The 12,786-nt window shown below is 67.2% G+C and carries 12 protein-coding genes; 7 read left to right on the top strand and 5 right to left on the bottom strand.

The genetic code is table 11. The features are described from left to right. Nucleotides 1-1,695 (bottom strand): ABC transporter ATP-binding protein (locus ACFWF3_RS07455; RefSeq protein ID WP_379312889.1); only part of this gene is annotated, 1,695 nt, incomplete at its 3' end. A 158-nt stretch (nt 1,696-1,853) separates the two neighbouring features. Between ACFWF3_RS07455 and ACFWF3_RS07450 the strand changes: the two genes are divergently transcribed. Both ACFWF3_RS07450 and ACFWF3_RS07445 read left to right on the top strand, forming a co-directional pair. Next, nucleotides 1,854-4,667 carry an FAD-binding and (Fe-S)-binding domain-containing protein gene (locus tag ACFWF3_RS07450; protein ID WP_379312888.1) on the top strand — a complete coding sequence of 938 codons (2,814 nt, stop codon included), beginning with the start codon at nt 1,854-1,856 and terminating at the stop codon, nt 4,665-4,667. 27 nt (nt 4,668-4,694) lie between these two features. After that, a complete protein-coding gene (locus ACFWF3_RS07445; RefSeq protein WP_379312887.1) occupies nt 4,695-5,642 on the top strand; it encodes a DNA-3-methyladenine glycosylase family protein in 948 nt (315 codons plus the stop codon). Here the strand turns inward: ACFWF3_RS07445 and ACFWF3_RS07440 are convergent. Next, on the bottom strand, nt 5,639-5,845 hold the full coding sequence (locus ACFWF3_RS07440; RefSeq protein ID WP_101465132.1) for a hypothetical protein: 207 nt from the start codon (nt 5,843-5,845) through the stop codon (nt 5,639-5,641). The genes ACFWF3_RS07445 and ACFWF3_RS07440 overlap by 4 nt on opposite strands. Nucleotides 5,846-6,027: 182 nt before the next feature. Here ACFWF3_RS07440 and ACFWF3_RS07435 point away from each other — a divergent pair, with 182 nt between their 5' ends. From ACFWF3_RS07435 to ACFWF3_RS07420, 4 genes are all read left to right on the top strand, one after another. Beyond that, nucleotides 6,028-6,942 (top strand): helix-turn-helix domain-containing protein, encoded by a 915-nt coding sequence (locus ACFWF3_RS07435; RefSeq protein ID WP_378989294.1) that lies wholly within the window; start codon nt 6,028-6,030, stop codon nt 6,940-6,942. After that, nucleotides 6,939-7,139: a DUF397 domain-containing protein gene (locus ACFWF3_RS07430; RefSeq protein WP_378634799.1), complete on the top strand. Its 201-nt coding sequence runs from the start codon at nt 6,939-6,941 to the stop codon at nt 7,137-7,139. Before ACFWF3_RS07435 ends, ACFWF3_RS07430 begins: the two co-directional genes overlap by 4 nt. Next, nucleotides 7,136-7,345: a DUF397 domain-containing protein gene (locus tag ACFWF3_RS07425; RefSeq protein ID WP_378634801.1), complete on the top strand. Its 210-nt coding sequence runs from the start codon at nt 7,136-7,138 to the stop codon at nt 7,343-7,345. The genes ACFWF3_RS07430 and ACFWF3_RS07425 overlap by 4 nt, the downstream gene beginning before the upstream one ends. Before the next feature lie 138 nt (nt 7,346-7,483). After that, a complete protein-coding gene (locus ACFWF3_RS07420) occupies nt 7,484-7,621 on the top strand; it encodes a hypothetical protein (RefSeq protein WP_379296349.1) in 138 nt (45 codons plus the stop codon). Between the two features lie 46 nt (nt 7,622-7,667). Here the strand turns inward: ACFWF3_RS07420 and ACFWF3_RS07415 are convergent, their stop codons facing one another. Genes ACFWF3_RS07415 through ACFWF3_RS07405 form a run of 3 tightly spaced genes read right to left on the bottom strand, consistent with a single transcriptional unit; the run spans nt 7,668 to nt 11,209 of the window. Further along, nucleotides 7,668-8,414, bottom strand: coding sequence for a succinate dehydrogenase/fumarate reductase iron-sulfur subunit (locus ACFWF3_RS07415; RefSeq protein ID WP_378989293.1), 747 nt, complete (start codon nt 8,412-8,414; stop codon nt 7,668-7,670). 2 nt (nt 8,415-8,416) lie between these two features. Beyond that, nucleotides 8,417-10,339, bottom strand: a complete 1,923-nt coding sequence (locus ACFWF3_RS07410; protein WP_378989292.1) for a fumarate reductase/succinate dehydrogenase flavoprotein subunit — start codon at nt 10,337-10,339, stop codon at nt 8,417-8,419. A gap of 30 nt (nt 10,340-10,369) precedes the next feature. Further along, nucleotides 10,370-11,209, bottom strand: a complete 840-nt coding sequence (locus ACFWF3_RS07405; RefSeq protein WP_378634809.1) for a hypothetical protein — start codon at nt 11,207-11,209, stop codon at nt 10,370-10,372. 247 nt (nt 11,210-11,456) lie between these two features. Between ACFWF3_RS07405 and ACFWF3_RS07400 the strand changes: the two genes are divergently transcribed. Beyond that, the gene (locus tag ACFWF3_RS07400; RefSeq protein WP_378989291.1) at nt 11,457-12,635 is read left to right on the top strand and encodes an acetyl-CoA acetyltransferase; all 1,179 of its coding nucleotides are present in this window, start codon (nt 11,457-11,459) and stop codon (nt 12,633-12,635) included. Nucleotides 12,636-12,786 lie beyond the last annotated feature (151 nt).

Below are 12,786 nucleotides of genomic sequence, written 5' to 3'. Positions count from 1 at the left end.
GGTCAGCGCTTCGGTGAGGGCTTCCTGAACCGCGGCCTCCGAGGTGGAGTCGAGGGACGCGGTCGCCTCGTCGAGGATGACGACTCTCGGCTGCTTGAGAAGCAGGCGGGCGATGGTGAGGCGTTGGCGTTCACCGCCGGAGAGGCGGTAACCGCGTTCGCCGACCACCGTGTCCAGACCGTCGGACAGCGAATCGACCAGGTCGCCGAGCCGGGCGCGACCGAGGGCGTCCCACAGTTCGTTTTCGGTGGCTTCCGGCCGGGCCAGCAGGAGATTCGCGCGGATGGTGTCGTGGAAGAGGTGCCCGTCCTGGGTGACCAGGCCGACGGTGCGCTGGATGGATTCGGTGGTCAGGTCGCGCACGTCGGACCCGTTGAGGCGGACCGCGCCGGAGTCGACGTCGTAGAGGCGCGAAACCAGCTGGGCGATAGTGGATTTGCCCGCGCCGGAGGAGCCGACCAGCGCGATGAGCTGTCCGGGTTCGGCGCGCAGCGACACCTCGTGCAGTACCTCGACACCGCCACGGCGGTCCAGTGTCGCGACATCTTCCAGCGAAGCGAGCGAGACCTTGTCGGCCGACGGGTAACCGAAGTTCACCGCGTCCAGTTCCACCGCGACCGGGCCGTCGGGCACCGAGGTGGCGTGCGGGGCGTCCTCGATCAGCGGCTTCAGGTCCAGCACCTCGAAGACACGCTCGAAACTCACCAGCGCGGACATGATCTCCAGGCGGGCGCTGGCCAGCGCGGTGAGCGGGGTGTAGAGGCGGGTGAGCAGCAGCGAAAGCGCGACGACCGAGCCCGCGTCGAGGCTGCCCGTCAGCGCGTACCAGCCGCCGAGTCCGTAGACCAGGGCGAGCGCGAGCGCGGAGACCAGGGTGAGCGAGGTGACGAAGGTGGTCTGCAGCATCGCGGTGCGTACGCCGATGTCGCGCACGCGGGTAGCGCGCTCCGCGAACTCCGACGATTCCTGCTTCGGCCTGCCGAACAGCTTCACCACCGTGGCGCCCGGTGCGGAGAAGCGCTCGGTCATCTGGGTGCTCATGGCGGCATTGAGCTGGGCCGCCTCACGCTGCATGGCGGCGAGTTTGTTGCCGGCGCGCCGGGCGGGGATCACGAAGACGGGGAGAAGGACAAGGGCGAGCAGGGTGATCTGCCAGGAGATGCTGAGCATCACGGCGAGCGTGAGCACCAGGGTGACGAGGTTGGTGATCACGCCGGACAGAGTGTCGCTGAACGCGCGCTGCGCGCCGATCACATCGCTGTTCAGCCGGCTCACCAGCGCGCCGGTGCGGGTCCGGGTGAAGAACGCGACGGGCATCTTCTGCACGTGATCGAACACGGCGGTGCGCAGATCGAGGATCAGACCCTCGCCGATCCTTGCCGACAGCCAGCGGATGGCGATGCCGAGGGCCGCGTCGAACACGGCCAGGGCCGCGATGGCGAGCGCGAGCAGCACCACAGTGCGCGGCGCCGCACCGTCGACGATCCCGTTGACAACCCGCCCCGCCAGCACCGGGGTGGCCACACCGAGCACCGCCGCCACCACACTGAGCAGCAGGAACCCGCCGATTCGGCGCCGGTGATGCTCGGCGAAGCGCAGGATCCGCCGTGCTGTCACCATGCTGAACGGGCGCTGTTCCTCCGGTGCGTTCACGCGCCGGTACATCTGGCTGTAGGCCACTGATTCGATACTCACTGCCACTCTCCTCGAGGCTCCCCGCCCATTGAACTCCTGCCCACCGACACTAAAACCTCAACAAAGGTTGACCGCAAATACTTTCCGGGCGCACCGGGTTCAGCGCACAGCGAAACCAGCGGCCGATCACCACCAGGTGACCGGAATAGGCTGGTCGGGTGGACGACGACCGGAGCTCGGAAAAGCTGGCCGACGCACTGCGCACGCGGACCGGCTGCCCGGTCGACGCGTCGGTGCGCAGACGCGTCGAATACTCCGCCGACGCCTCCAACTACCGCGTCCGGCCCGCCGTGGTCGTGTTTCCCCGTGGCGAGAACGACGTCGCCGCCACCGTGAACTTCGCCCGCGAGAACGGGCTGTCGATCACCGCTCGCGGTGCGGGCACCTCGGTCGCGGGCAACGCCATCGGACCCGGCATCGTGCTGGATTTCAGCAGGCAGATGAACGCCGTGCGCGCGGTCGACCTCGAGGCGCGAACAGCGATCGTGCAGCCGGGGCTGGTGCTGTCGGATCTGCAACGGCGGCTGCGGCCGCACGGGTTGCGGTTCGGGCCCGACCCGTCGACGCAGGACCGGTGCACCCTGGGCGGGATGATCGGCAACAACGCGTGCGGACCGCATGCGCTGGCCTGGGGTCGTACCTCCGATACGGTGCGTGAGCTGTGCGTTATCGACGGCACGGGGGAACGGCGGACACTCGGTACCGACCTGGCGGCGGTGCCCGGCCTGGCGAAGTTCACCACCACGAATCTGGCGATACTGCGCACCGAGCTGGGACGGTTCGATCGGCAGGCATCCGGCTACGGGCTGGAACACCTGCTGCCGGAACGCGGTTCGTCGGTGGCGAAGGCGTTCGCCGGTTCCGAAGGCACCTGTGGACTACTCCTGGAAGCGGAGGTCGCGCTCACACCGGTGCCCGCCGCGACCGTGCTCACGGTGCTCGGGTACCCCGACATCGCCTCGGCCGCGGACGATATCGCCGCGGTGACCAGCTGCGCGCCGATCGCGGTCGAAGGCATCGATGCCGGACTGGTCGATGTGGTCCGCGCGCATCGGGGGACCGTGCCGGAGTTGCCGCGAGGTCGCGGCTGGCTGTTCGTCGAAACCGCGGGGGCGAGCCCGGCCGAGGCACTGGCCACGGCCCGGCGCCTGTGCGCGGCGAGCCACGCCGATGATCACCGGATCGTCACCGATCCAATGGCCACAGCGGCACTCTGGCGTATTCGGGCCGATGGCGCCGGTCTGGCGGGACGAACCCCCGACGGGAAGCCCGCCTGGCCCGGGTGGGAGGACGCCGCTGTCCCGCCGGAGAATCTGGGGGCGTACCTGCGCGAATTCGCCACGCTCACCGCCGAATACGACGTGGGCGGTCTGCTGTACGGACACATCGGCGACGGTTGCATCCACGTGCGCCTCGACTTCCCGATCACCGACGCGCCCCGGCGTTTTCGCACCTTCCTCTTCGACGCCGCCGAACTCGTTGTGCGCCACGGTGGATCGCTCTCGGGCGAACACGGTGACGGCCGCGCCAGATCCGAACTGCTCGAAGTGATGTACTCACCGGCCGCTCGCGCGGCCTTCGCGGGCTTCAAGTCCCTGTTCGATCCCGGCGACCTGCTCAACCCCGGCGTCCTCGTCGCCCCGAGCCCCGTCGACGCCGACCTGCGGGTAGCCGGGCTCACGCCGGTCCCCTCGCGGGGGTTCGCCCTGTCCGCGGACTCCGGCGATTTGTCCACAGCTGTGCACAGATGTGTAGGAATCGGCAAGTGCCGCGCGGACACCGGCGGTTCCGGCGGCTTCATGTGTCCCTCGTACCTGGCCACCGCCGACGAGAAGGACACCACCCGGGCCAGGGCCAGAGTTCTCCAGGAAGTCGTTCGAGGCGAACTCGACTGGCGTGCACCGGCAGTCGAGCAATCCCTCGATCTCTGCCTCTCGTGCAAGGCCTGCGCGGCCGACTGCCCCGCGGGCGTCGACATGGCCACTTACAAATCCGAGGCGCTGTATCGGCGCTACCGCGGACGCTTACGGCCGGTGGATCACTACGTGCTCGGCCGGCTCCCGCGCTGGCTCGCCATCGCCCAGCACTTCCCACGCCTGGCCAATGCCATCGCGGCCCGTCCGCGCCTGCGCCGAGCCGGCATGCGCCTGGCCGGAATCGACCCGAGGCGAGCAGCGCCGCGACTCGCCTCGAAGTCGTTTCGCCGATCGCTGGGCAGCGACGACCGCACAGGCCACAGCGAGACCTCGGCCACCGAGGTCATGCTGTGGATCGACACCTTCACCGACACCTTCGACCCGGAGAACGCGGCAGCCGCGACCCAACTGATCGAACAACTCGGCTATCGCGTGCGCATCCCCAGTGACCGGGTGTGCTGTGGCCTGACCTGGATCAGCACCGGCCAACTGGACGGCGCCCGCGCCCGGCTGCGCGCCACCGTGGACGCACTGGCCACCCACGTAGCCGCCGGTGGCCTGATCGTCGGTCTCGAACCGTCCTGCACCGCCACCCTGCGTGCCGACCTCCCCGAACTGCTCCCCGGCGATCCACGAGCGAAACAGGTCGCCGCCGCGGTCCGTACCCTCGCCGAGTTCCTGCTGGAGCACCCCGGCTGGCAACCACCCCGTCGACCGCACGACACCGTGATCGTCCAGCCGCACTGCCACCAGCACGCGGTAGGCGGCTTCGACGCCGAACGCCGAATCCTCGCCGCGATGGGCGTCACCGTCGGGGAACTGGCGGGCTGCTGCGGTCTGGCCGGCAACTTCGGCATGCAACGCGGCCACTACGACATCTCGGTCGCGGTCGCCGAGAACGCCCTGCTCCCGGCGCTGAGGAACGCCCCGCCGCATGCCGTCTTCCTGGCCGACGGCTTCTCCTGCCGCACCCAGGCCGACCAACTCGCCCATACCCCCGGCGTGCATCTGGCCAGGTACCTGCTCGATTGCTCGAGCGCACCGGCTGCCGGTTGACGCCGATCACAGGCGCACAATGGTCGAATGCGTGACCAGACCCTGGACCCGGACCTGGCCTCGGCCTGCCTGTCCAGGACCGTCCGGTCGAGCAGGCCCTTCGACGTCGGCATCACCGTCTCGCCCCTGCGCCGCGGCGGCGGCGATCCCTGCCACCACATCGGCCCGGACGGCAGCCACTGGCACGCTTCGCGAATGCCGACCGGCGTGGTCACCTACCGGCTGACCCAGGACGGCCGTGACGGCGCCGCCGCCCGCGCCTGGGGGCCGGGAGCCGAGGAATTCCTGGCCGGTCTCGACCGCATGCTCTGTCTCGAGGAAGACCTCGACGACTTCGCCCCCGCACACCCCAAGCTGGTCGAAGCCCACCGCACGGTGCCCGGTCTGCGCATGCTGAAGACCGGCCTGGTGATGGAGTCGCTCATCCCGGCCATCCTCGAACAGAAGGTGCACACGAAGTCGTCGTTCGCCGCCTGGCGCACCCTGGTCCGCGAGTTCGGGACCAAGGCCCCAGGCCCGGCGCCGACCGGCCTGATGGTGGCGCCGGACGCCGAGACCTGGCGATTGATCCCGTCGTGGAAGTACCACCGGGCCAACGTCGGGCCGCAGCGCGCACAGACCATCGTGCGCGCGGCCAGAGTCGCCGACGCGATCGAACGCACCGCCACACTCGACCCGGCCGACGCCGCGCGACGTCTGCGCAGCCTGCCCGGTATCGGGGTGTGGACGGTGGCCGAGACCGCGCAACGCGCGTTCGGCGACGCTGATGCCCTCTCGGTCGGCGACTACCACCTCGCCGCCGTCGTCGGCTGGAGTCTGCTCGGCCACCCGATCGACGACGACGCGATGATCGAATACCTGCGACCGCTACAACCCCACCGCTACCGCGCGGTGCGACTGCTGGGGCTCAGCGGGCAGGCACGCAAACCGAAGTTCGGCCCGCGCGACCCGATCACCGACCATCGCCATCACTAGCGTGTCGCGCGCGCGTCCAGCACGCAGCGGCCCGCTTCGACGAGGGTGTTGCGCGCCCGTCGGCGCACCCGGCACTCTTCGACCGTGCAGTCGAGGTGTAGTTGCATTGCGGCGTGGGCTTGTTCGGGCTCCATCGGGCCCGGATCGATGGAGCAACTCAGCAGTGCTGTGGCGACGCGCATGTTCACTTCGCTCAATTGCATGAAAACAGCACAGCACGCAAACGCCCGGCTAACGGTGAGTACACGCGCGAAAGATGGGATTTACCGCGAATTCCCAGCACGACATCCAACGGGGAGTGCAGGATTCCCCAGACTGGACGAATCCACCGCCGCAGCGGGGCATGGCGGGGATGACGGGTATGCGACACAGAAGGAGTGGGGCTGTGGCAGCGAACGCATCGAACGGAACAGCGGGGCAGGCGGGCGTCTCCTCGACTCTGCCGCGCCGCCAACTCGGTCGCTACCTGCGTGATTGGCGCACCCAGGCCGGGCTCACCATCGCCGAGGCGGCACGGCTGATGGAGTGGGGAGCCAGCACCCTCCAGCGACTGGAAAAGGGTCAGGCCGATCGCATTCGCACCATCGACATCCACGAGCTGTGCCGGATCTACGGCATTCCCGACGATCTCGCCGAAGGCTTCGCCGGTCTGGCGCAGCAGGCCGCCGTCAAGAGCTGGTGGCACGCCTACGGCGACTTGATTCCCGAAAACTTCGATATCTATGTGGGTTTGGAGGCATCGGCGCAACGGTTACGCGCCTACCAGTCCGAGCTGGTTCCCGGTCTGCTGCAGACCGCGGAATACGCTCGCGCGCTGAATCATCTGGGCTTCCCCCAGGATTCGGTCGACGAGCTCGATCGGCGGGTCGCACTGCGGCTGCAACGGCAGGTGTTGATCACCCGCAAGCATTCGCCCGCCGAGATCGACGTGGTTCTGCACGAATCGGTATTGCGTAGCATCGTCGGTGATGCAAAGGTGATGGCTGCGCAGCTGCGACACCTCGCCGACGCGAGTACCCGAAGTAATGTGGCATTGCGCATCCTGCCGTTTGCCGCCGGTGTTCCACTCGGAGTCTCTACCGGACCTTTCACGGTTCTCGAGTTCGGTACCGACAGCAAAGGGCAACCGGTCGAACCACCAGTGGTGTACGCCGAAGGCTTTACCGGTGACCTCTACCTGGAACGACGCGCGGATGTTCGAAGGTACGACCGGGCTCACGAATGCCTCCAGCGTCATGCGCTGGATATCCAACCGAGTAGACACCTGCTGCGGCAGGTCGCGAAGGAGTATGTGGCATGAGTTTCGATCTCGTCGACGCACACTGGTTCAAGAGCACCCGCAGTGGTGCGGGCAAGGATTGCGTCGAAGTTGCTTTCCTGTTCGGCGGGCACGTCGGGGTGCGCGACAGCAAGAATCCCGCCGGTCCCGCCCTGGTCTTCGACGGCGCGAGCTGGGACGCCTTCACCCGCGGTATCGACACCGGCGCGTTCGCGTGAACACCAAGCGCGACATCGACACCTCCGGTGCCACCTGGCTGCGCGCGGGCACCGACGACGGCAGCGTGGAGGTCGCCATGCTGGCAGACGGGTACGTCGCGCTACGCGACAGCAAGAATCCCGGCGGCCCCGTGCTGATCTTCACCCCGAGTGAATGGACCGCCTTCACCGCGGGCGTACACGACGGCGAGTTCGATCGTCCTTGATCACGGTAGATCACGGAACGATAGATTTTCGGCATAGGCCGAGGTTTGGTGCGGCGTCGGGTCGGGTAACCCAGGTATATGGACCGAGGGTTGAAGAAAATGCCACCCCGGTACCGGAGGCTAGCGCCTGAGGACGGTGTGGAACGCCTGATCGTGGTACTGCTGTTCGCGGTATCGGCGATCGGAATCTACGTACTCACCGCCTCTTTGCTGTCGGCGCTGTTCATCGGATTACTGGTCGGATTAGTCGCTGTAGGGACTGTCGCTGTCTTGTAGGCAGCCGTCGCTGCGGGGTTTCGCACCCCGCCGCGACAACAGTTTCCTACCGGCGGAACAATTTATTGCCGAGCCAGACAATCGGGTCATATCGCCTATCCACGACTCGTTCTTTCAGTGGAATCAACGCGTTGTCGGTGATCTTGATGTGCTCGGGGCACACATCGGTGCAGCACTTGGTGATATTGCAATAGCCCAAACCTGCTTCCTCCTGGGCCATTTCGCGTCGGTCACGGGTGTCGAGCGGGTGCATCTCCAACTCCGTGATACGCATCAGATACCGCGGACCCGCGAAGGAGGTCTTGTTCTCCTCGTGATCACGCACCACATGGCAGGTGTCCTGACACAGGAAGCACTCGATGCACTTGCGGAACTCCTGTGAGCGCTCGACGTCGACCTGCTTCATTCGGTACTCGCCCGGAGCGAGACCGGCCGGTGGCGCGAACGACGGTATCTCCCTTGCCTTCTCGTAGTTGAACGAGACGTCGGTGACCAGATCCTTGATGATCGGGAACGTCCGCATCGGGGTGACGGTGATGACCTCGTCCGGAGTGAACGTCGACATCCGCGTCATGCACAGCAGGCGCGGGCGCCCGTTCACCTCCGCCGAACACGAACCACACTTGCCCGCTTTGCAATTCCAGCGCACAGCGAGGTCGGGGGTCTGGGTGGCCTGGAGCCGGTGGATGATGTCGAGCACCACTTCGCCCTCGTTCACCGCCACCGTGTAGTCCTCGAGGCTCCCGCCGTCGATGTCGCCGCGCCAGACCCGGAACCGGGCGTCGTATCCCATGGTTACGCCTTTCCCTCGGCTGCCGGGTGCGCAGCCAATTCTTGCTCGGTGTAGTACTTTTCGAGCTCACTCAGTTCGAACAGGGCGAGTAGGTCGTCGCGCATCGGCGTCTGATCGGCCGGGGTGACGGTGACGTCGGGGATCTGCGCGTCCGACGCCGGATCGACGGCGCAGACCAGCAGTGTGTTGCGCCAGTCCGGGTTCATGCCGGGATGATCGTCGCGGGTGTGGCCACCGCGACTCTCGGTGCGCAACAGAGCTGCCTGCGCGACACATTCGCTCACGATCAGCATGTTGGCCAGGTCCAGCGCCAGGTGCCAACCGGGGTTGAACGGTCGCTTGCCCTCCACCGCCACATCGGCGTAGCGGACACGCAGCTCGCCGAGTTTGTCGATCGCCGCGCGCACCTCGTGTTCCTTGCGGATGATGCCGACCAGGTCGTTCATCGTCTGCTGGAGTTCGGAGTGCAGGGTGTACGGGTTCTCGCCGGAGCCCTCCGCACGCGAATCGAACGGCGCCAGCGCGGTTTTCACAGCCGCTTCGATATCGGTTTCGGCGGGCGTCGGCTTGTCGGTGAGTTGCTGCACGTAGGCCGACGCGCCGAGCCCCGCCCGGCGGCCGAACACCAACAGGTCCGACAGCGAGTTGCCGCCGAGCCGGTTCGAGCCGTGCATGCCGCCGGAACACTCACCGGCAGCGAACAATCCGGGCACGACAGCCGCCCCGGAATCGGGGTTCACCTCGATCCCACCCATCACGTAGTGGCAGGTGGGGCCGACTTCCATCGGCTCGGCCGTGATGTCGACATCGGCCAGTTCCTTGAACTGATGGTGCATCGACGGCAGCCTGCGCACGATCTCGTCGGCGGGCATGCGGGAGGCGATGTCGAGATAGACGCCGCCGTGCTCGGTGCCGCGGCCCGCCTTCACCTCCTCGTTGATCGCCCGCGCGACCTCGTCGCGGGGGAGTAGATCAGGAGTGCGGCGCGCGGAATCGTTGTCGCGCAACCACTGATCGGCTTCCTCCTCGGTTTCGGCGTACTGGCCCTTGAAGACCGGCGGGATGTAGTCGAACATGAACCGCTTGCCGTCGGAGTTCTTCAGCACCCCGCCGTCGCCGCGCACGCCCTCGGTGACGAGGATGCCCTTCACGCTCGGTGGCCAGACCATGCCGGTGGGGTGGAACTGCAGGAACTCCATATTGATCAGCGTCGCGCCGGAGCGCAGCGCCAGCGCGTGGCCGTCGCCGGTGTACTCCCAGGAGTTCGATGTCACCTTGTAGGACTTGCCGATTCCGCCGGTGGCCAACACGATGGCCGGCGCCTTGAACAGCACGAAGCCGCCGGATTCGCGCCAGTAGCCGAACGCACCCGCGACAGCGCCCGCGTCGGTGAGCAATTCGGTGATCGTGCACTCGGCGAAGACCTTGATCCTCGCCTCGTAGTCGCCCGTGGCCGCGTAGTCCTCCTGCTGCAACGAGACGATCTTCTGCTGCATCGTGCGGATCAGTTCGAGGCCGGTCCGGTCGCCGACATGGGCCAGGCGCGGATAGGTGTGGCCGCCGAAGTTGCGCTGGCTGATCCGGCCGTCGGGCGTCCGATCGAACAGCGCGCCATAGGTTTCCAGCTCCCACACCCGGTCGGCGGCCTCCTGGGCATGCAGTTCGGCCATGCGCCAGTTGTTGAGGAACTTGCCGCCGCGCATGGTGTCCTTGAAGTGCGTCTGCCAGTTGTCCTTCTCGTTGGCATTGCCCATCGAGGCCGCGCAGCCGCCCTCGGCCATCACGGTATGTGCTTTGCCGAACAACGACTTACACACCACCGCCACCGAAAGCCCTTGTTCGCGTGCCTCGATCACGGCTCGCAGACCCGCGCCGCCCGCCCCGATCACCACGACGTCGTAGTCGTGCCGTTCCACGTCTGGCATTGAAATACAAGCTCCTCGCGTTGTCGCAGCTCAGTTGACGAACCGCAGGTCCGAAATGGTGTGGCTCGCAACCAACATCACGTAGAAGTCGGTGAGCACGAGGGTGCCGAGGGTGGTCCAGGCCAGCGCCATGTGGCGGGTGTTGAGCTTGGAGATCTGGGTCCAGTACCAGTACCGCACCGGATGGGCGGAGAAGTTCTTGAGCCGCCCGCCCGCGATGTGCCTGCACGAATGACACGACAGGGTGTAGGCCCACAGCAGGATCACGTTCACCAGCAGCACGATGTTGCCGAGGCCGAAACCGAAACCGCCACTGCTGCCGTGGAACGCGGTGATCGCGTCGTAGGTGTTGACCAGCGAGACCACCAGCGCCACGTAGAAGAAGTAGCGGTGCGCGTTCTGGATGATCAACGGCAGCCGCGACTCTCCGGTGTAGCGCGCGTGCGGCTCGGCCACCGCGCAGGCCGGCGGCGAGAACCACACCGAGCGGTAGTAGGCCTTGCGGTAGTAGTAGCAGGTGAGCCGGAAGCCGAGCAGGAACGGCAGCACCACGAAACCGAGCGGAATCCACATCGGCAGCTCGGGGAACGGGGTGCCGAAGTGCGCCGATCCCGGTGCGCACGAGTCGCTCAGACACGGCGAGTAGAACGGCGTCAGATAGTGGAACTCGGGGACCCAGTAGGCCGTCCGCACAAAGGATCTGATCGTCGCGTAGATGACGAACGCGGCGAGCCCGAGCGCGGTGAACAGCGGTGGTAGCCACCAGCGGTCGGTGCGGAGGGTGCGCGCGGAGATGCGGGCACGCGTTCTGCTGAAGACGCCGGTGCCCGCGGAGTGTGACGCGGGGGAGGCGGTCGGTGCGGCACTCACGGTGGATGCCTCGCTGATCCTCGGGTCTGCGGCAGTGATCATTACCCACCGCGATGGATTGTGATGTGGAGCACCATACGCCTGTGTTCGCGCCGCTCGCGGTGGGTCTCACCCACTCGGTTGTCACACATACCGGTGATCTCGATCACAGCCGTGACGTCCGTGACGACCCGTCATGCCCGTGCAACAAACCTGTGGTGCCCTGTGACAGGTATTCCCCGCACCGGGGAGAGGAGCGTGACGCGCAATGAGAAGAGCCGCGATCGTGGCACCCGTCCGCACGCCCAGTGGCGTCGAGGGTGGCGCGCTGTCGGGTATGCCCGCCGAGTGGCTGGCGACCACGGTGTTGTCCGCCGTGATCGAACGCTCGGGCATCGACCCGCTACGCATCGACGATGTGGCCATGGCCTGTATCGACGGCGGCCTCTCCGACAAACCCGCGGTGGGCTCGCTCGCCGCTCGCGGTGCCGGATTACCTTTCGCAGTACCCGGTTTCGTGACCGACAAACACGGCGGCAGCGGTCTGCAGGCGGTGATCACCGCGGCGATGATGGTGCAGACCGGCGCCGCCGACGTGGTGGTCGCGGGTGGGGTGGAGTGCGCGGCGACACCGGCCGGGCTGCCCGGCGGGACCGCGGGATTGCACAATGCCGAGCGGTTGGCGCACTACTACGGGATCGACCGCAGTGCCGCCGACGAGTTCGCGGTGGCCAGTCATCGCAAGGCGGCCCGCGCCTGGCGCCAGGGTGCGTTCGCGGCCGAGGTCGTCGGGGTGGCCGCCGGTTACGGCGATCACCAGATCACCCGGGACGAGGGGGTGCGCGACGACCTGTCGACCCACACGCTGGCCGGTTTGCGCCCGCTGCTGCGCGAGGGCGTGGTGACAGTGGGGAACATGAGTTCGCATCGGCTCGGGGCGTCGGCGTGCCTGGTCGTGGCCGAGGATCGGCTCGGCGAGCTCGGGCTGACGCCGATGGCGTTTCTCGCGGGCTGGGCCGCGGCCGGTTGTGACAACGCGGGGCCAGGACTCGGGGCGGCACCGGCGGTGTCGAAGCTGCTCGGGCGGACCGGATGCTCGCTGGACGAGATCGATCTGCTCGAAATCAACGAGGGCTACGCGGTGGAGGTGCTCGCGTTGGCCACCGAGTGGGAACTCGACCCACTCGACCGGCTCAACGTGAACGGCTCCGATATCGCACTCGGGCACCCGGTCGGCGCCACCGGCCTGCGAATCATGACCACGATGCTGCACGAACTGGGCCGCACCGGCGGCCGCTACGGCCTGGAGGCCATCGCCCTCGGCCACGACCACGGCATCGCCGCCCTGTTCGAATCCGCCGAAATCGACGAACCGACCGAAGTCCCCCGAGGCGCCCGCTTCCACGGCTCCCGAACCCGCAAACTGGGCCGACACCGAGCCGGGTAATCCTGAGACACCCGGGCCGGGGCCGACAGAAAGAGGTCGGGGGGGGGGCCCCCGCGCGACAGGGCGCCGCGCCGGGGTGGGGGGGTTTGTTTGTTTTTTTGGGGGAGTAGAAAACAAACCCCAAGCCAGTGAGGCCCCACAAACACCCAGG

Source organism: Nocardia sp. NPDC060220 (assembly GCF_042727815.1).
In the GTDB taxonomy this organism is placed as follows: domain Bacteria; phylum Actinomycetota; class Actinomycetes; order Mycobacteriales; family Mycobacteriaceae; genus Nocardia.
The sequence above is the reverse complement of the archived record's forward strand: the minus strand, read 5'-3'. Positions and strand labels throughout refer to the sequence as shown.

Coding starts and splice junctions, on each gene's coding strand:
- ACFWF3_RS07400 (WP_378989291.1), top strand. CDS start 11,457: ATGAGAAGAGCCGCGATCGTGGCACCCGTCCGCACGCCCAGTGGCGTC.
- ACFWF3_RS07440 (WP_101465132.1), bottom strand. CDS start 5,845: ATGCAATTGAGCGAAGTGAACATGCGCGTCGCCACAGCACTGCTGAGT.
- ACFWF3_RS07445 (WP_379312887.1), top strand. CDS start 4,695: ATGCGTGACCAGACCCTGGACCCGGACCTGGCCTCGGCCTGCCTGTCC.
- ACFWF3_RS07430 (WP_378634799.1), top strand. CDS start 6,939: ATGAGTTTCGATCTCGTCGACGCACACTGGTTCAAGAGCACCCGCAGT.
- ACFWF3_RS07410 (WP_378989292.1), bottom strand. CDS start 10,339: ATGCCAGACGTGGAACGGCACGACTACGACGTCGTGGTGATCGGGGCG.
- ACFWF3_RS07415 (WP_378989293.1), bottom strand. CDS start 8,414: ATGGGATACGACGCCCGGTTCCGGGTCTGGCGCGGCGACATCGACGGC.